Origin of the sequence: Clostridium grantii DSM 8605 (assembly GCF_900129965.1) — a bacterium.
Taxonomy (GTDB): domain Bacteria; phylum Bacillota; class Clostridia; order Clostridiales; family Clostridiaceae; genus Clostridium_AF; species Clostridium_AF grantii.
Genome location: NZ_FQXM01000002.1, coordinates 159674 through 179159, shown reverse-complemented (window position 1 = coordinate 179159; position 19486 = coordinate 159674). Strand labels below are relative to the sequence as shown.

Genomic DNA, 19486 nt, shown 5'->3' with positions numbered 1-19486 from the left:
ATGAAAATTTCAAATGCCCATAAACCAAAAAAAATAATTGGACTAGTCCAATTATTTTTTTTATTTAGTCAATCTATTATAATTCATAATCTTTTATTATTCATCATTTCTCTAATACTTTCCTCTATATAAATCAAAGTTCCTCTTTCAATTTGATATTCGAAATTTATTATAATTCCACCTTTTTTTTCATACTGTTCTATAAGCGATTTATACTCTTCTTTGATTTTTAAATCTGAAGGCATAATAATAATATCTTTATTTTTTATAAATTTTTCTAAAGAAAATTCTTTATTTTGTATTTCATATATATGAAATACTTGTTCCATTCCTATATTTAAATCTTTTAATGTTTTCTTTATAATACCATAAAATCTTTTAGAAAAACAAACAACTCCTATTTTTGAATTTTTTGATATCTTAGCTATATTTATTATAGTTTTCTGACTAGGGGATACCGCAGCCTTTATTATTTTAGTAGAAAAATTAGGTATAAGATTTGCCACCTCTTTATAATGATTTAGCGTTGTAATTATAATATCGTATTCCTTTAATAACTGCTCTGGTTCCATAGACCTTTTTAAATCATTTAAAAGAAACCTTGTTATTACCACATTCTTTATGTAGGATAACTGTACTTTAAATATATCAAGAGCTTCAGGATTACAATCAATAGTAGCAATAGAAATATTTTTTATATTCTTTTCTCTTTCAAGTATCATTATGTCCAAAAAAATCTTTATTTCATAATTAGTAAATTCAAGTTCTTCTAATTGGTTCATAGCTTCATTAATTATACTAATAGCTTTTTCTTTTCTATTCATATTCTCCATATGATCTTTATATGTAATAAAACTTCCTCTGCCTTGAATAACCTCTATTAGTTTAAGCTTTTCTAACTCTTGATATGCTTTTGTAATTGTGCCTCTAGAAACATTCAATTCATTAGCCAGTTCTCGTTCAGGTGGTAATTTATCTCCTATTTTCAATATTTCCTTATTTATCATTGATATTATTTGCTCTATAATCTGCTTATATATGGGATTTCCATTTTGTCTTTGAATTTTCAATTTTAACAATATTTTAATCACCAACTTTAAATTTATTAAGTAAATTATATTAATTTTACATATACTTGTCAAATAACTTTTAACCTTAATTAATTTTACAATCCTACTTCACTCTTATATGTAAAAAAGCTCTCGCTAACGCGAAAGCTTTTTTATGTAACTTTATACCAATTTTTATCTTTCTCCTTTAACATAAGGAGTTCCATCAGCCTTTGGAGCTGTAGTCTTACCAACGAATCCAGCCAGTGCAAGCATTGTTAAAACATATGGTAATGCTTGGTATACTTGAGTAGGTAATCCCAACCCAAAACCTTGAGCAAATAATTCTAATGCTTGCGCAAATCCAAAGAATATACAAGCATATAAAGCTCCTTTAGGTTTCCAATTACCAAAAATCATTGCAGCTAAGGCTATAAATCCTCTTCCCGCAACCATTCCATCTCTAAATAATCTTATAGACCCTAGAGATAAATAGGTTCCTCCTAGACCTGCCAAAGCTCCAGATAAAATTACACAAAAATATCTAATTGCATAAACATTTATACCAACAGTATCTGCTGCACTAGGGTGTTCTCCTACAGAACGGATTCTAAGTCCTAGTGAAGTTTTATATAGAACAAAGTTTCCTACAAAAACTAATACTATAGCTAAAATTACAAACCAATCTAACTCTGCCAAAAATCCTCCAACTAAAGGAATTTTAGATATAGCCACAGATGGATAAGGAATTCCTGTAACAACTTGTGTTTGCCCATTAGTTTTATAAAGTTCATATATCAAGAAACTTGCAAGTCCAGCTGCAAATAAGTTTATAGCAACCCCCGAAACAACTTGATCTGCTCTTAAGCTTACACTTAAAACTGCATGTATTACTGCCACTAATGCCCCTGCAATAATCCCTGCTAAAATACCTATCCAAGGGTTTCCCGTTGATATAGTTGCTACTATTGAGAAGAATGCCCCTGCAGTCATCATACCGTCAAGACCTATATTTACAACTCCTGCACGTTCTGAGAATACCCCTCCTAATGCTGCAAATATAAGGGGCGTTGCCATCCTTAATGTGGCTGCAAGCAATGCTACTATAACAGGTAAATTTCCACTATTACTCATTTTTCATAGCCCCCTTTTTTCTCTTTTGTTTTAGCCATTTAAATAAATAGTCAGCCGCAACAAATATAATAATTATTGCTTGAATCAAAGAAACAATTTCTTTTGGAATATCTGCAACTTGTAATGTTAATGCTGAACTATTTAAAGCACCTAACAATAAAGCTGAAAAAATAACCCCAATAGGATGACTTTTAGCTAATAGCGCAACAGTTATCCCATTAAATCCATAATTGGTGAAACTAGCTAATTGATATCCTTGATGCTGAACTCCTGCTAAGTGTGTTGCCCCACCTAATCCTGCCAACATACCTGATATAACCATTGCCAATACAATATTTCTTTTTACATTTATTCCACCATATTCTGCTGCATCAGGGCTTAAACCCACAGCTCTAATTTCATAACCTTGAACGGTCTTCCAAAAGAAAAAATAAACTAATATTGCACACATAATAGCAATGAAAACACTTATGTTTATTCTATATTTATCACCCATGAATCTCCATAATTGAGCCGATTCTTGAATTTTATTTGTTGTAGCAGACCCTGGCTTATTCAAAGGACCCAAAACAAAATAATCTGAAATAGCAACTGCTATAAAGTTCATCATTATGGTATTAACAACCTCATTTGTACCTCTTTTAGCTTTTAATAATCCCGGTATTCCTGCCCATAAACCACCTATTATAATACCTGATAATAGTATAAGTATAATGTGAACAATTGGTGTAATTCCAGGAATCAATCCTATCATTGCAGCAAATAATATACCCATTATAAACTGACCCTCAACACCAATATTAAATAATCCGGTTTTAAATGCTACCGCATTAGCAAGCCCTGTAAATATAAGTGGTGTGGCATTTACTATAGTGGTATAAAGTTTTGTTTTACTACCAAAACTACCCTTCCAAATTGCAGAAAACAATTCTGCAGCCGATGTTAGAAATCCCTCACCCTTTACTACCATAACAATAAATACTGCTAATATCATAGCTAATACTATAGATATTAGCGGGACTAACAAAGCATTTTTAAGAGATGTTATAACAGCTCTTGTTTTATTTTGCTTATTATTTTCACTCATTATTACCCTCCTAACCTCTATTTGTCTAGAGTTCCACCAGCCATTAATATTCCTAATTTTTGTTCAGTAGCATCCTCACTATTCAAAATGCCCACTATTTTACCATCATACATAACCGCAATTCTATCAGATAAAGAAATAATTTCATCTAACTCTAAGGATACTAGTAAAACAGCTCTCCCACTATCTCTTTCTTGCACTAACCTTCTATGAATATATTCAATAGCCCCTACATCTAATCCTCTGGTTGGCTGAGCTACTATAATCATATCAGGATCTTTACTAATTTCTCTAGCTACTACTAATTTCTGTTGATTACCCCCAGACAATGATGCAGCATAAACATTTTCATTTGGAGTTCTAACATCAAATTCCTTAATAAGTTTTTTTGCATATTCTTTCACTTTTACGAAATCTAAAACTATACCTTTAGAAAATGGTTTATTAAAATGATTTCCCAAAACAGCATTTTCAGCTAAAGAATATTTAAGTACTAATCCTCTTTTGTGTCTATCTTCTGGTACATGACCAATACCTTCTGCAGACACTTGTCTAGGTGTAAGCCCTGTTATATCTTTTCCTTTAAAAATAACTTTTCCACTTTTTGATTTTCTAAGTCCAGTTATAACCTCAATAAGCTCCGATTGTCCATTCCCATCTACTCCGGCTATTCCAAGAATTTCACCTTTATGTAATTCTAATTCTACTCCATTCAAAACAGGTAATTCTCTTCCATCCAAAGCCTTCAAGTCATCAATCTTTAAAATAACATCACCAATCTCTGTTTCCTTTTTATCAACCTTTAAATTTACTTTTCTTCCTACCATTAATTCTGCAAGTTCATCTATATTAGTTTTTGAAGTCTCAACAATATCTATTACTCTTCCTCTTCTTACTATGGTAACCCTATTACTCATACTCATAACTTCTTTTAGCTTATGGGTAATCAATATAACGGATTTTCCTTCTTTAGTTAAGTTATGAAGAATATTACCTAGTTCTTCAATTTCTTGAGGCGTTAAAACTGCTGTAGGTTCGTCAAGTATAAGTATATCTGCACCTCTATAAAGCGCCTTTAAAATCTCTACTTTTTGTTGTTGTCCTACAGTAATATTTTCAATTACATCATTAGGATTTATGTTAAAACCATATTTTTTAGCTAAGTTTTCTACATCTTCTTTAGCCTTTTTCATATTGATTTGAAGTCCTTTTTTAGGCTCACTTCCTAAAATAATACTTTCTGCAACAGTGAAATTGTGTACTAACATAAAATGTTGGTGAACCATACCAATTCCAGCTGCTATAGCATCTGAAGGTCCTTTAAATTTCACTTTTTCACCTTTTACAATAAGATCCCCTTTTTCCGCTTGATACAAACCATATAATACGTTCATTAATGTAGTTTTGCCTGCTCCATTTTCTCCAAGAAGTACATGGATTTCTCCTTTTCTTAAATCAAAATTAACATCAGCATTTGCTATTACTCCAGGAAACATTTTGGTGATATTTATCATTTCAACTACTTTTTCCACTTTTTCAACTCCTTTATATTTTTTTTATGCCTTGGCAAGTTACTATTCCTTTTATTAATTTATTTTTCTCAACCTTTTCATTAACTATTGTATATGCCTCTAAAATCATTTTATCTGCTTCCACTTTTTTTGAATTGTCATTAGCATATATCGTTGCAATAGCTTCTCCCTTTAAAACAAAATCTCCAATTTTCTTGTGAATAACTATCCCTACAGATAAATCAATAAGGCTTTCCTTAGTTTCACGACCAGCTCCTAACACTAAAGCTGCTCTCCCAATGTCATCTGCTTTTATTTCTTTTACATATCCTGATTCTGAAATTTTAACTTCTTCAACAATAGCTGGTAATGGCATTAAATCTGGATTAGTTACAAACTCAGGGTTTCCACCTTGTGCTTCTACTAACTCTTTCAATTTTTCTATACCTTTTCCTGAACTAATTATCTCAGTTAATATTTCTCTAGCTTCTTCTGCATTTTTAGCTTTATTACCTAATACAAGCATATGCGCTCCAAGTGTTAAACATAATTCGGTTAAATCTTCGGGACCCTTGCCATTCAAAGTATCAATAGCTTCTTTAACCTCTAAAGCATTTCCCACTGCAAACCCTAATGGCTGATCCATCTCAGTTATAACTGCAATTGTATTTCTACCTACATGAGTTCCTATATCAACCATAGCTTTAGCTAACTCAAATGAACTGTCTTCATCTTTCATAAACGCACCACTACCTGTTTTAACATCTAAAACAATTGCATCTGCACCTGAAGCTATTTTTTTGCTCATTATACTACTTGCAATTAATGATAAATTATCTACTGTTGCAGTAACATCACGTAGCGAATATAATTTTTTATCAGCTGGCGCCAAGTTTGCTGTTTGCCCACCAATAGCAATCTTATATTTATTAACATCCTCAATAAATTTAGCTATGGGCATTTCCACAGAAAAACCATCAAAAGATTCCAGTTTATCTATAGTTCCCCCAGTGTGTCCAAGTCCTCTACCAGACATCTTTGCAACAGGAACTCCTGCAGCTGCAACAATTGGTCCAAGTACTAGGGTTGTAGTATCTCCAACTCCACCAGTACTGTGTTTATCAACCTTTATTCCTTCAATAGCCGATAAATCTACAATTTCACCACTATTAACCATAGCCATAGTTAAATCTGCTGTTTCACGTTCATTCATTTTTCTAAAATATATAGCCATAAGAAAAGCTGAAACTTGATAATCAGGTATTTCACCTTTTGTGTAACCTGAAATGAAAAATTTAATTTCTTCAGAAGATAATTCTTCTCCATTCCTCTTTTTCATAATTATATCGTACATTCTCATACAATCACACCCTTTTTAGTTATAAATGAAATTAATAACCTTTATTATTGTCTTCGCCACCTTCTACAATTGCAATTGAAGAACTTGCCCCTATTCTACTAGCACCAGCAGTAATTACAGCCTCTGCATCTTCTCTAGTTCTAACTCCACCTGAAGCTTTAACTCCAATATTTACTCCAACAGTTTCTCTCATTAATTTAATATCTTCCACTGTTGCTCCACCTGTTGAAAATCCAGTAGAAGTTTTTACGAAATCTGCTCCAGCTTCTTTTGCTATTTCACTTGCTTTTACTTTCTCTTCATCTGTTAACAAACAAGTTTCAAGAATTACTTTTACTATTGCCTTTCCTTTAGCAGCATCAACAACAGCTTTTATATCCTCTCTCACAATATCATATTTTTTATCTTTCAAAGCCCCTACATTTATAACCATGTCAATTTCTTCTGCTCCATCTAAAATAGCTTTTTCAGTTTCAAAAGCCTTAACTTCTTTTATATTTGCACCAAGTGGGAACCCAACAACAACACATGTTTTTACATCGGTATCCTTTAGTCTTTCTCTTACAATTGAAGTATAAAAAGGATTTACGCATACTGAAGCAAATCCGAAAGTCTTAGCTTCGTCACAAATTTTCAAAACTTCTTCTTCAGTAGCTGCTGGTTTCAATATTGTATGATCTATAAATTTTGCTAAATTCATAAAAATCTCTCCCTTAAATTATATTATATTTTTTATATAATGGAATCGCTTCCATATTTATCATTTATTTTGCTTTTTTACATATTTTTCCGAACCTTTTAATACCAATTCTGGTATTAACGTTATTCTATTAAGATGTTTTTTTTCTTTATTTTCTAATCCATCTATTAACATTTCCATACCTATTTTCCCCATTTCTCTTGTAGGACCATTGATATAGCTAATATTCAGCCCTAAAGTATTTAATACATCTACTCTATCAAATCCTACTATGGCAACATCCTCTGGAATACTTAATTTTTCTTCAAAAATAGCTTTCAAACAACCTAAAGTCATCATGTTACTTGAAACAAAAATTGCTGTAGCTGGGTCATCCATTGATAGTATTTCCTTCGTTATTTCATAGGCTTTTTCCATTAAATAATCCCCATTAAAAATATATTTACTTTTTAACGGTAAATCGTACATATTTAATGCTTTTTCATACCCTGCTAACCTATCCTGTGCTGGTTTAGAGTTCATTCTCCCAGTTATTATAGCAATTTTTTTATGACCTGCTTTAATAAAGGCTTCCGTGCCTTCAAAAGCACCTTTAATATTATCTACAAACACTCCATCAAAATTGGTATAGCTCACATGTCCATCAACTAAAACTATAGGTGTCCCTAAATTTTCAATTATACGAAGATATTCACTATTAATTTCATCTTCTGATGAAGTAGGTACAATAATAAGTCCCTGAATTCTTTGCTCTTTTAGTAACTTCAAAGCTTTAATTTCTTTATTTAATTTTTCATCAGTATCAAAAAGAATCATATTCATATTATGCTCATCTACCACATCACTAATTCCCTTTATAACTTCCCCAAAAAAAGGATTATTTATGTCTGGAACTATTACGCCAATAGTATTTGTTTTATTCCTTGACAAGCTTCTTGCAATAGCATTAGGTGTGTAATTCAATTCTTTAATGACCTTTAAAACTTTCTCTTTTGTTTCAGTCTTAACATATCCTGAATCATTCAAAACTCTAGATATTGTTGCTTGTGAAACTCCAGCTACTCTAGCAATGTCACTTATGGTAATTGTCATATCAGTCCTCCTAAATAATCAGTAAGCGCTTCCACATGAGAAATAAAAAAAATAACCTCTGAAAATTATATCATAAGATTAAGCTAAATTACAAGCATGTGTTAGCGATTACATTTTTACTATACATCATTTCTAAAATTTATTCAAGAGTATTTCGGAAATTTAATTATTTACTAATCCTCTGAATTAATAGTTTAACAAGAAGATAGTATATTTCAATTAAAAACTTTTGCTATGTTAAAAGTTTTTAATTGAAATATATTTTCCAGTTTTCAGAATTATTGTTCAAAATTATTAATGTTAATGTTGAAATTCATGCATATTTTTTTTGATTGTCTCAATAAATTTTTTAGTCATTATGGGATCAAATTGAGTTCCACTACATCTTTTCAACTCTTCAATGGCTTCATCGTAAGTTTTTCTTTTGTTATAAGGTCTGTGTGATGTCATAGCATCAAAACTATCTACAATAGTAAGCACTCTTACAAGGAATGGAATGTTATCCCCTTTCATTTGATCTGGATATCCCATACCGTCATATCTCTCATGATGATGAAGAATTAAAGGAGCAATTTCTTGCAAAGAATTTACCGGTTTAATTATTTCTATACCATTTTCAGAATGCTGTTTTAAAATTTCCCATTCATCCTTTGTTAAAGGCATTTTCTTATTTAAAATTTCTTTTGAAATATTTATTTTCCCAATATCATGCATATAAGCGCCATAAACTAGATTTTTTTTATCCTCTTCACTTAAACATAATTCTTCTGCAAATAATCTGCTATAAGCAACAACTCTTTCCACATGTCCATAAGTATATTTATCTTTTGCATTTATCACACTTATTAAAGTTTTTATAGAGGTTATTAAATCAATATGTTCTTCTTCAATATCATTCTTTAATTCATCTAAAATTGAAGAATATATCTCCACTCTATTTTTATTAAAAAATTTAGCTCTATAAAGAGCATCGTCTGCACTCTTAATTAAATCAATATCACTTTTTGCTTTATCTGGATAAACAGAAATTCCTATGGACACTGTTACTTTACCATTTGGCTGATTTTCTTCTCCATGAAAATACGTTTTTTCAATACTTTTTCTTATTCTTTCACCAACTTCTGTTGCCTGTATTTCTGAATTATTAGGTAATAGAATTGCAAACTCTTCTCCACCATACCTAGCTACAATATCTTTTTCTCCAACGCTTTCTTTAAGAATACCTCCTACTGTTTTGAGAACTAAATCTCCCTTTTGATGTCCATTAAGATCATTATAATGTTTAAAATAATCTAAATCTATAAATACCATTGCAAGATATTCATTTTCTTTCTCTGCAATAGCGAACTTTTCTTTCATAGCCTCATAAAAATATCTATGATTATAAACACCGGTTAGTCCATCTTCATTAATTAAATCTTCTAGTCTTTTTATATGTTCCCCTTCGATTTTAACATAATAGCCTAGTGGCCAAGCTGTTAGAATAAATACTCCTGCTAAAACTAAATCATTTTGGAAATATTGATTAATTGTAATAGTTGGTACTAAAATCAAATCCATAGCCAATATTATGCTCGAAGCTGTTATTGCTACTATCATGCCATGTCTCATTCCATATTCAATTGTAGATGCTATTATAATAAATAAAAATAAAAATTTATAGTTACTTTGGTATGAACCTGTTACACATATAACTGCAATAAAAAAAATAACAAACAAACTACTATCGAATATTTTGAGTATATACTCGTACCTAACATCTATTTTATTAGAAGTAGAAAACACCCAAAATAAGTATGCTACCGCTAATAAGCCCATAGTTATAGTTACTAAATATGAAGCCAAAGTAGTAATTGCATATTTATTTGATAATTTTGATTCGAAAAAAAAGGTGAAAAATCCTATTATAGAAAATAATAATGATGTTATCTTAACAACTGAAATTATGTCTTGCACTTGGTTATTTCTTGAATTCTTCAAATTTCTCATAAAAAACCTCTTCCGAAAGTAAGTGTCATTAAAATAAGGGCGGAAATCCGTCCTTATTTTATTAGTCTCTTAATGATTTTGGTTCTTGAGGTTGGTAAGTAAAGAAATAGCACGCTGATGAAGCAGATGATACCGCTAATATTGTAAAAACTGTTGCTAAAAATTTAGGTAATGCTTTTTTGAATTTCATTATTGTTTACCCCCTTAATTTATTTATATTTTAAAGCTATCAAATAACTAAAAAACCTATCCACTTTTCCTACAGCAATGTGTCCAAGATTAGTCAATGTAAACACTTGCCATAGTACTCCTAATATAATACACCACGAATATATTAATAAATTTTTATTTAAAGTAAAATAATAACCTAAATAACTTAAAATGGTCAAAGATAAATATATATTTAATATACTAAAAGAAATTTTCTTTAATCTTTTACGTTTCTCAACTTTTTTTATTGGTTTAGATTGGCTATCTACTGGTGCTAGTTTAAAAATAAAATAATATGCCCATATAAATATTATTATTGATATACATATTATAAATTGCAAAGTTATTTGTGGCATAAGAAAATACTTGATTACCAATGCCTGGCTCATGCAAATTAAAGTTCCAATAAAAGTACATATACCCGGAGAACTAGCATGAACACCCCCTGAATATTTTCTCAACACACTAGTGGTTATTGTCAGAATTATAACTTCCTGAGTCACCTTAAAAGGAATACTAATCAATACAACAATAATTACAGAGAATATTGTTTGAACCAATATAAACGCCCCATATTCAACAATATCTCTATTTTCTTCTGTTAAACTTAATTCATTTGTTAACCTAATAGCTATATTTTTTGATATTCTATCCATTCTAATCATTTTTTTTACCTTTTTCTTTCAATACAATATAGAAAACACCATTAATAGCCATAAAAATCATTAGTGATGGTGCACCATATATTACTTTTGAAACCGGATTACCAAATACTGTATCCAAGTTTTTCCCGATAATATTTTCAACAACAAAAATATTAATCCATTCGCAAAAAAATTCGACTATAATTGTTATAAAAACACTTTTAATAATTTCAATTACTTTAGTATTATTGATTTTCACAACCAATCCAATAGCCACTATCATAGAAATTATTGTATTAACTCCAAAATTTATAGGTAATGTTCTAATAAAATACACCGCAGTAGCATAACTAAAACTAGTTAATACATATTTATTCTTTTCTATTTTGCTGTTTGAAAATAATAGGACAGCAAAAATAAATATAAATCCCTCTGGGATACCTCTAAAAAAAAACTCCACCGGTGACAATTTTAACATCTTATATTACCCCTTCTTCTCATGTTTGAAATATTAAAAACATTTCAATTTTAGTATATGCTTTTTTTCACTAATATTAAACTTTAAACTTGACAATATTTAAAAGTTATAAAGTTTCATTCAATGTTTTTATTGTACTTACTACCACAATAAAAACAAAAAATCTTATAAAAATATCGCCTAAGCTTAAAATCGAATATCCAACATCAAAAATATCAGATAAAAATTTTAGTTTCACACTACTGTCTCCAAAAATATGCAGCCCATCATTATAATTAGTTATTCCTTTTTTCACATAGCCTGTATAATAAGAAAAACTAGGGAACACAGGCATTTTGCCATTATTGGCATATATAACAAGCTTATTTAAAGCAGATCCAATTATTATAAATACTGCCCCAAAAGCACCTTGAAAATATCTTTTATATTTTATTATTAATATTAGATAAGCATAAAGATAAAGCAATTTAAATAATCCTGCATATTTAACAAAACTATAATTCCCCATAAAGGTGGAAATTTCTAAAATAATATAAACGCATTCCATAAATAATATGGGATAAAAAGCCCAAGATTTAAAAAGTGGTTTTAATTTATATCCTTTTATTTTACATACTAAAAGTGCCAACAATAAAGTTTCTGTCATTTAATCGCCCACCTTAAAAATCAATATATTTATAAATTCTACACCTGAAAAGGTTACATAATTAATATAAATATTCATATATTTAATTATACATATTTTGAGTAATTATTTCCATCTTTATTTGCTTAATTTTTGAATATATTTTTGAATATATTTTTGATTATATTTTTGAATATTTTTAAATTACATCTTAAGTTTGTATATATATGTAATTTTACTTTTCATTCAATTTATCTTCTAAAGCTTTAATAACTGTCTTCAATGCTTTTATCCGAGCATAGTACTTATCATTTGACTCAATTATTGTCCAAGGGGCATACTTTGTATTTGTTTTCACTAACATTTCACTTATTGCTTCTTCGTATAAATCATATTTTTCCCTGTTTCTCCAATCCTCATCAGTTATCTTCCATCTTTTTTCAGGATTGTTTTCTCTTTCTCTAAATCTTTCTAATTGTACATCCTTATCAATTTGAAGCCAAAATTTCACTACTACTGCTCCAAAATTCGAAAATTGTTTTTCCATTTCATTTATTTCTTTATATGCTCTTTTCCATTCTTCTTGGCTACATAACGCCTCTATTCTTTCAACCAAAACTCTTCCATACCAAGTTCTATCAAAAATTGTGATATGTCCACCTTTGGGAACTTCTTTCCAAAATCTCCAAAGATAATGATGTGCTAATTCTTCTTTAGAGGGTGCCGCTATAGGAACCACTTCATATCCCCTAGGATCCATTCTTTCTGTTAGTCTTTTTATGTTTCCGCCTTTTCCTGCTGCATCCCATCCTTCATAAGCAATAATTACCGGAATCCTTTTCATGTATATTTCATATTCTAACTCTCTAATCTTTTTTTGACAGATTTTCAATCGTTCTTTATACTCTTCTCTTGATAAGCTTTTAGTTAAATCTATATTAGACAATAAACTCGTTTTTACTTTATCTTTATTTGTTTCTTGTGCATTAAACTCTATATCTTTCTTATTTTTACTTTCTTTGAAATTAATTTTTTCTTCTAACACTTCAATTATTTTTGAAAATACTTTCACTGTTGCAAAATTACTATCAGTTGCCTCCACAGCAGTCCACGGTGCATATTCAAAACTGGTTTCTTCTATCATTTCTTCAATGATAGGAATATATTTTTCATATTCCTTATTGTGTTTCCAATCAGCTTCTGTAACTCGCCATTTGGTTGAATCATTCTTTTCCAAATCCTTAAATCTTTTTTTTTGTTCCTTTTTACTTATATGTAAATAAAATTTCAAAATAATGTTTCCATCATCCGCTAATTGTTTTTCAAAACTTCTTATATCATTAAATACACTATTTAATTCTTCACCCTCAATTCTATTATCCATTCTTTCAACTAAGGCTTTTCTATACCAACTTTTATCAAATATTGATATCATACCATCTTGGGGTGTTTTAGTCCAAAAGGTCCATAAAAAGGGTCTTAACTTTTCTTCTTCATTGAAATTATTTATTGTATAAACCTTAAAGAGTCTAGGATCTAATGGTAAAATAACTTTATTTATCAAAGTACCCTTTCCCGATGCTCCCCATCCTTCAAATACCAATATAACAGGGATTCCTAAATCCTTAACCTTTCTTACAAGAAATTCTAGTTTTTTTTCAAGATCATTCATAATTATTTTATAATTATTCTTTTCTATTTTTCTAGATAAATCAAGTTCATTCAACAAAATACCAACCCCAATTTAAATTTTTCTTTTATTTTTCTTTATTATAGCATAAGCAACATATTTTTCATATGAAGAAAAATATGTTGCTTAAATTATTGCCACTAAAAAATAGATTAAATTTACAATGTTTTTTAAAGAGATAAGTTTAATATTTTTTTTAATTAAATTCAAAAAAACTCTTCACAAACTTTGTTTGTACCTTTATAATATACTTATAATCAAAAATTATATTCTAAAATATAGATTTTATTTAATTGAAAAGGAGTGATACTATGTTAAAATACAGAAAAATATTTTTTACATTCTTTCTTATATTCTTTTTCCAAATATTCTTAAGTTCTTTTGCATATTCTGAGGAATATAACACTAAAAACAATACAACTACTTGGCTATGGGATACTTCACTTATAGTTAATTCTCAAGAATCTATCCTAAAATCTTTAAGTGATAATAATATTTCAGTAGTATATCTTCAAATAAACAAAAGAATTGACCTTAAATATTACAAAAGTTTTATTTCTGCTGCAACAGATTTAAACATTTCCGTATACGCTTTAGATGGTAGTCCTACTTTTATTAATCCAACTAATAAACAATACCAGTTATTTTTTGATTGGATTTCCAATTATCAATCTTCTGCACTTGATAAAGAGGAATTTCAAGGAATCCATTTAGATGTAGAACCTTACTTGCTTAAAAATTGGAGTAAAAACTCAAGATCTATATCATTAAAGTATCAAAACTTCATATTAGATTCAAAATATAAATCTGAACTTTTAGATTTACCTATTGGTTTTGATATTCCATTTTGGTTTGATTCAATTAGTTTTAATAATATTCATGGAAAAGGCAATCTAGCAGAATTTGTAATCAAAAATTCTGACGCCACCACTGTTATGGCTTATAGAAATATAGCTAAAGATATAATTGAAATCTCAAAAAGTGAAGTTGCTTTTGCAAATAAATATAATAAAAAGATAAATATAGCTATTGAAACACTTCCTTCCCAAGAAGGCTCATTTATAAGTTTTTACGGGTCTAGCTATTCATATATGGATGAACAATTAAATCTTGTAACTTCAACTTTTAGTTCTTCAAACTCCTTCAACGGCATGTCCATACATGATATTACTGGATTGATAAATATGAAAAAATAAAAAAAGGATGATTTCTGTTTTTTAAAGAAATCATCCCTTTTTATTTTTATATGTTACTGTATAATTGTATATTGTTTTATCTTTATTTCTTATTTTTTTACTTTACTTGTTTTTTTGTCTTGTTTCTTTTCTATTTTTTTATCTCCATTTTTAACATTCTTCTTGGTTGACCCACTTTTACTTTTCCCTTTATCTGGCATAATAAACCCTCCTCAATTAAGACTTGATTATTTATATGAAAAAGCAAATTTTATTATTACCTTTTTAGTGTTAATTTAAAAATAATTTTACCTTGAAATCAAATTCATTTATAATATAATTATACAACTATCTACTAATAAAACCACCTTATTAAAAATCGATTAAAAGGAGTATACATTATGCTTAAATACAAAAGAATATTTTTCATCTTGATGTTTTTGATTATTTCTCTATTATTTCTAGTTTCCTGCTCATACTCAACTAATAAATCAACTTCTATTAGTCAAAACACTTTATCAACTTGGTTATGGGATACTTCCTTAATTGAAAAGAAACCGGATTTAATTCTTGATTTTTTGAAAGAGGAAAAAATAACAGTATTATATCTTCAGATAGATAAAACCTTAGACAAGGAATATTATAGAAAATTCATCTCATCTGCAAAAGATTTAGATGTTTCTATTTATGCATTAGATGGACGCCCTGAATTTATTTATCCTCAAAAAAGTGAGTATCAATTATTTTTTGATTGGCTTGAAGAATATCAATCATCCGCATCAATTGATGAAATTTTTCAAGGAATTCATCTAGATGTGGAACCCTATTTACTAGAAAATTGGAAAACCAATATGACTTCAATAGTTCTAAATTATCAAACTTTTGTATTGAACTCTACCGAACAATCTCATTCTTTAAATTTAGATATTGGTTTTGATATGCCCTTTTGGTTTGACTCAATTGAGTATGATAACAAATATGGCCAAGGTAATTTAGCAGAGTTTGTAATAAAAAATTCAGAAGAAACAACACTAATGGCCTATAGAAATGTTTCTGATGAAATAATTGAGATCTCACAAAACGAAATTGAATTTGCAGATAACTACAAAAAAAAGGTGCATATAGGAATTGAAACCCTTCCTTCTGAAGAAGGAGATTTCATAACCTTTAATAAAGAAAGTTATGCTACTATGATTAAACAAATTGAAGAAGTCAAAGAATTTTTTAGCTCTTCAAAATCTTTCAACGGTATTGCTATTCATGAAATTACAGGTTGGATGAATCTCAAAACTAAATAATGCTTTATTTAATGAAAAATACCACATACATAATGTGGTATTTTTTTACTTTCAAATGAAAGTTTCACTTATTATCAATTATATTTTCCATATATTTCTTTCATTATATAATAGGATTGTTTTAATCTTTCATGTGTTATTGGCAATTCCCAATTTTCCCATGTATAAAAATAAGTTTGTTGACTTTTTAGTATATCTTTTTCTGGTTTTGGCAAAGAATCTGCTATATTTATATCTTCATTTCCATTAATAGCATTACTATTTTCATCTGGCTTATAAGTCACAACCGAAATATTAAATCCTTGAACAATTTCACTTCCTTCAATACCGCCATTCCATATATCTCCCATAATTTCTTTTGTACTAGGGTCTTTAAAGTTAAGCAAAGCCCAAGGAATTCGAATTTCAATTGTGTTGTTTTGTTCATCATAACAAAAATCTGACAAAGAATTATACTCTTTGCTTTCTGGATTACCGTTACCAAATAATAATTTTCCAGTTTCATAATCATCAAAAGGAATTATTTTGTTTTGATCTGGTATAAATAATTCTTTGTTAGTAGCTAATCTGATGGGATTGAAAATTCCGCTGTCTTTTACTGAAGCCGACTGATCTTTAGCTATAAACTGAAACTCTTCTGCATAATCATAATAGAAAGTGTCATAATATTTATCAACTAGAATTCTAGAGCTATCCTTTCCATTTAAATGAAGCATAAATTCACTACCTTCTTCTGTTTTAAGTTTCGTATTTAATGGAATGTTGGTATTTCCCTGATTCCCTTTTGTATTAAATAAAACTAAGGTATTCATCTTCGTCCAATCAATCACTCCACCAAAGTCTTTATAATTAATTTTCAAGTAAACATACTTGGCATCACTAGTTACATATAAATTCTTAATAGTTCTTCCATCATCATAACCATCATTAAATTTTTCCACTGGTTCTGTGTTGTCTTCATATGCAGCCTTTATATTTGCTTTTTCCCAATCTTCGCTTTTTCCGTCAATCCCTATAAGCAGCTTTTCTCCAGGGTCAAAACTTAAAAGCCCAAATTGTTGCTCATTTGTTTGATCATTTGACCAAAATGGTCTTCTATCAGGATTATCATAGTCCATAGTATTCCATGTTCTTTTAAACCATTCATCTTGCCATGAGAATACCATTCCACCAGCTAGACCTTCCTCCACAATGTTTTTAAATAACTTACTATCACTTTCTCCCTGTTGTTTTTCTGAATTAAATCCTTGATTTAAGTTATTAACATTTTCATGAGTTAATCCTCTTGATGCTGGCACTCCAAATTCTGCAACCAAAATAGGCATGTTGTGTGCTTTTTTTAAATCATTAATATATCCTGCATAACTACTATTCTCACCATCTTTATCAATATAATTAACATACTTTTCTTCATAATTCAAGAAATCAGGATAGTAAGGATAAATATGATAAGAAGCAAAAACACCTGCATAATTTTTTTCTGTTGAATAAATATGATTTGGATTTACTTCTACCATGTCTTCTTCAACTGAAGGTTCAGATGGATGTTCTAACAAGTCAGTAGTTACCCAATTTGTAAAACTCATAGGCCTTTGCCATTTATAATTTTCGTATTCATATTTCAATGTGAATTCCATATTTTCAGCTAACCATATTTCAAAAGGGGATGCATCTTTAGAATATATGTATTCTCCATTAAAATTTACTTTATCTTGGTTTTTTTCATTAGTGTTCATTACCATTTCCGGATCCCATTCTATTCCTATGATCCACCCTATAACATACTGAGATATATCATACTTATATATGCCACCCGCATGCCCTGTAACTTTTTCTATGTTTGCATTACCATTTATTATATCAATAGTGTCTTTAATGGCTTTCTGAAATTTTTCAGTATTACTTTCATCAAAAGCGTTTTGAGTAGATAAAAGATTTTCTTCCTCTGCCCATACCCCATGAAACAAGTATAATGGATTTTTAGCCTTTTGATTATATTCATAGAAAGCTTCATAGAAGGCTGGAGGGTGAATAGTATATATCCTAATAGAATTTGCATTCATTTCTCCTATATAATTGAACCATCTTAGATATTCTTCTTTTGTTATAGCCGCTTCACCTGGGAAATATCCCGGCTTTGCTATACCCATATTTACGCCTTTAATCAATAAATCATTCCATTGTCCATTCTTCAATATTTGAATTTCAGTTTTTCCTACCATGGCTGAAACTTTAAAATCTTCTATTTTTTTAACTTCTAATTCTTTTGGTTTTATCTTTTCACTTTCATCAAATAGGTCCAATAGAATTTTATCCATCATAGGCACATAGCATTTCCAATAAAAAGCTTCTGTATCTCCTTTAACATCTAAGCTAAATAATCTTTTTATTGATTTGATACCATATATTTTACTTATACCACTCACTTTATTATTATCAGCAAAATCTCCCGCAAAATAATAAGATTTATAAATATATTTATTATTTCTTATAACAGCTGGGAAGGTTATATTTATACCTATATCATTTAAAATTTTCTTTCCTTCATCATTAACATCCAATGTATAATTAGCTAAAACTTCAGCATTTTTTTCTGGTTCTAGTATTTCAAACCAATAATAATAGGGTATTCTATCATCAATACCAAATTCATTTTTATATTCATCATTAAATTCTAAAGTTAAATTTTTTTTACCTATGTGTTTATCTTTTTCCAAAACAACCACTTTATCTTCCTTAGAAATAAAAATAAATCCAGGTCCATTAAAATTCCATTTCAACTTGTACTGATTTTCATAATTCTCTATTATCCAATTGGGGATTTCTATTCCATTGGTCATATCATTATAATATCTTCCAATCCATCCTTTCCAATTAACTCCAAAAATTTCTTCAATCTGTTCTCTTTCTTCATCATTAGTTGGAGATGCCATTGTATTAAATTCACCTATTATAAGATTACCATCCCTCAAACTATTCTTAACTTCATCAAGTTCCTCTTGCTTAAATCCTCCATAAATTATTTGTGACCTTTCCCCTTTTAATTCTTCAGTAGAATAATCATCATAGTACACCCCGTAAGTATCAGCCAGATAAATCATTTTAGGAGTATTTACACCCTTTTCATATTCAACTGTTTCAAAATTATTTTTATCTTCTGGATAAAATCCATAATAATCTTTCTCATAGGAAAAAGGTTTCTTTGTTTTTATATTATCTATTTTATTATGATTTAATAACCAAATTAATCCTTTGTGCTCTCTATAGTCATCGTAAGGAACTGTTTTATCTATAATAACCGCCTCTATAAACTTTTCAGGGACTTTATTCCACCTCCAAAAAGGATAAATAATAATTGTAATTATAGAAAATATAATTAAAACAAAAACCACTCTCAATATAATTAATACTTGTTTGTTATTCAATATTATCACCTACTCACTT

General features: G+C 29.1%; 16 protein-coding genes. 2 read left to right on the top strand and 14 right to left on the bottom strand.

Annotated features, from left to right (window positions below):
• Window positions 1-83: 83 nt before the first annotated feature.
• The 13 genes from BUB83_RS00760 to pap form a co-directional block, all read right to left on the bottom strand.
• Window positions 84-1079 (bottom strand): GntR family transcriptional regulator, encoded by a 996-nt coding sequence (locus BUB83_RS00760; protein ID WP_073335984.1) that lies wholly within the window; start codon window positions 1077-1079, stop codon window positions 84-86.
• 165 nt (window positions 1080-1244) lie between these two features.
• The gene (locus tag BUB83_RS00755; protein ID WP_073335982.1) at window positions 1245-2183 is read right to left on the bottom strand and encodes an ABC transporter permease; all 939 of its coding nucleotides are present in this window, start codon (window positions 2181-2183) and stop codon (window positions 1245-1247) included.
• Window positions 2176-3270: an ABC transporter permease gene (locus BUB83_RS00750; protein ID WP_073335979.1), complete on the bottom strand. Its 1095-nt coding sequence runs from the start codon at window positions 3268-3270 to the stop codon at window positions 2176-2178. Before BUB83_RS00750 ends, BUB83_RS00755 begins: the two co-directional genes overlap by 8 nt.
• Window positions 3271-3287: 17 nt before the next feature.
• Window positions 3288-4802 (bottom strand): ABC transporter ATP-binding protein, encoded by a 1515-nt coding sequence (locus BUB83_RS00745; RefSeq protein ID WP_073335977.1) that lies wholly within the window; start codon window positions 4800-4802, stop codon window positions 3288-3290.
• Between the two features lie 13 nt (window positions 4803-4815).
• Window positions 4816-6141, bottom strand: coding sequence for a pyrimidine-nucleoside phosphorylase (locus BUB83_RS00740; protein ID WP_073335975.1), 1326 nt, complete (start codon window positions 6139-6141; stop codon window positions 4816-4818).
• A gap of 31 nt (window positions 6142-6172) precedes the next feature.
• Window positions 6173-6841: a deoxyribose-phosphate aldolase gene (gene deoC / locus BUB83_RS00735; RefSeq protein WP_073335972.1), complete on the bottom strand. Its 669-nt coding sequence runs from the start codon at window positions 6839-6841 to the stop codon at window positions 6173-6175.
• Window positions 6842-6901: 60 nt separating this feature from the next.
• Entirely contained in the window at window positions 6902-7933 is a 1032-nt protein-coding gene (locus BUB83_RS00730) for a LacI family DNA-binding transcriptional regulator (RefSeq protein ID WP_073335969.1), read from the bottom strand.
• A 300-nt stretch (window positions 7934-8233) separates the two neighbouring features.
• Window positions 8234-9922, bottom strand: coding sequence for a diguanylate cyclase (locus BUB83_RS00725; RefSeq protein ID WP_073335967.1), 1689 nt, complete (start codon window positions 9920-9922; stop codon window positions 8234-8236).
• A gap of 61 nt (window positions 9923-9983) precedes the next feature.
• Window positions 9984-10112 (bottom strand): cyclic lactone autoinducer peptide, encoded by a 129-nt coding sequence (locus tag BUB83_RS00720; RefSeq protein ID WP_073335965.1) that lies wholly within the window; start codon window positions 10110-10112, stop codon window positions 9984-9986.
• Between the two features lie 19 nt (window positions 10113-10131).
• Window positions 10132-10797 carry an accessory gene regulator ArgB-like protein gene (locus BUB83_RS00715; protein WP_073335963.1) on the bottom strand — a complete coding sequence of 222 codons (666 nt, stop codon included), beginning with the start codon at window positions 10795-10797 and terminating at the stop codon, window positions 10132-10134.
• Window positions 10790-11254: a hypothetical protein gene (locus BUB83_RS00710; RefSeq protein ID WP_073335961.1), complete on the bottom strand. Its 465-nt coding sequence runs from the start codon at window positions 11252-11254 to the stop codon at window positions 10790-10792. Before BUB83_RS00710 ends, BUB83_RS00715 begins: the two co-directional genes overlap by 8 nt.
• A 106-nt stretch (window positions 11255-11360) precedes the next feature.
• Window positions 11361-11900 carry a DUF5317 family protein gene (locus BUB83_RS00705; protein WP_073335959.1) on the bottom strand — a complete coding sequence of 180 codons (540 nt, stop codon included), beginning with the start codon at window positions 11898-11900 and terminating at the stop codon, window positions 11361-11363.
• Between the two features lie 214 nt (window positions 11901-12114).
• A complete protein-coding gene (gene pap, locus BUB83_RS00700) occupies window positions 12115-13608 on the bottom strand; it encodes a polyphosphate:AMP phosphotransferase (protein WP_073335957.1) in 1494 nt (497 codons plus the stop codon).
• 272 nt (window positions 13609-13880) lie between these two features.
• Here pap and BUB83_RS00695 point away from each other — a divergent pair, with 272 nt between their 5' ends.
• Together BUB83_RS00695 and BUB83_RS00690 are read left to right on the top strand one after the other, a co-directional pair.
• Window positions 13881-14765 carry a hypothetical protein gene (locus BUB83_RS00695; RefSeq protein ID WP_073335955.1) on the top strand — a complete coding sequence of 295 codons (885 nt, stop codon included), beginning with the start codon at window positions 13881-13883 and terminating at the stop codon, window positions 14763-14765.
• Between the two features lie 380 nt (window positions 14766-15145).
• Entirely contained in the window at window positions 15146-16042 is an 897-nt protein-coding gene (locus BUB83_RS00690; RefSeq protein ID WP_073335953.1) for a hypothetical protein, read from the top strand.
• A gap of 74 nt (window positions 16043-16116) precedes the next feature.
• Here BUB83_RS00690 and BUB83_RS00685 read toward each other — a convergent pair whose 3' ends face one another.
• Complete coding sequence (locus BUB83_RS00685; RefSeq protein ID WP_073335952.1) at window positions 16117-19467, bottom strand: hypothetical protein; 3351 nt, start codon at window positions 19465-19467, stop codon at window positions 16117-16119.
• Between the last annotated feature and the right edge of the window lie 19 nt (window positions 19468-19486).

Excerpts from the sequence above, each read along its gene's own strand:
- deoC (WP_073335972.1), bottom strand. The coding sequence starts at position 6,841 with ATGAATTTAGCAAAATTTATAGATCATACAATATTGAAACCAGCAGCT.
- BUB83_RS00710 (WP_073335961.1), bottom strand. The coding sequence starts at position 11,254 with ATGTTAAAATTGTCACCGGTGGAGTTTTTTTTTAGAGGTATCCCAGAG.
- BUB83_RS00725 (WP_073335967.1), bottom strand. The coding sequence starts at position 9,922 with ATGAGAAATTTGAAGAATTCAAGAAATAACCAAGTGCAAGACATAATT.
- BUB83_RS00695 (WP_073335955.1), top strand. The coding sequence starts at position 13,881 with ATGTTAAAATACAGAAAAATATTTTTTACATTCTTTCTTATATTCTTT.
- BUB83_RS00705 (WP_073335959.1), bottom strand. The coding sequence starts at position 11,900 with ATGACAGAAACTTTATTGTTGGCACTTTTAGTATGTAAAATAAAAGGA.
- BUB83_RS00720 (WP_073335965.1), bottom strand. The coding sequence starts at position 10,112 with ATGAAATTCAAAAAAGCATTACCTAAATTTTTAGCAACAGTTTTTACA.
- BUB83_RS00730 (WP_073335969.1), bottom strand. The coding sequence starts at position 7,933 with ATGACAATTACCATAAGTGACATTGCTAGAGTAGCTGGAGTTTCACAA.
- BUB83_RS00690 (WP_073335953.1), top strand. The coding sequence starts at position 15,146 with ATGCTTAAATACAAAAGAATATTTTTCATCTTGATGTTTTTGATTATT.
- BUB83_RS00740 (WP_073335975.1), bottom strand. The coding sequence starts at position 6,141 with ATGAGAATGTACGATATAATTATGAAAAAGAGGAATGGAGAAGAATTA.
- BUB83_RS00750 (WP_073335979.1), bottom strand. The coding sequence starts at position 3,270 with ATGAGTGAAAATAATAAGCAAAATAAAACAAGAGCTGTTATAACATCT.
- BUB83_RS00755 (WP_073335982.1), bottom strand. The coding sequence starts at position 2,183 with ATGAGTAATAGTGGAAATTTACCTGTTATAGTAGCATTGCTTGCAGCC.
- BUB83_RS00715 (WP_073335963.1), bottom strand. The coding sequence starts at position 10,797 with ATGATTAGAATGGATAGAATATCAAAAAATATAGCTATTAGGTTAACA.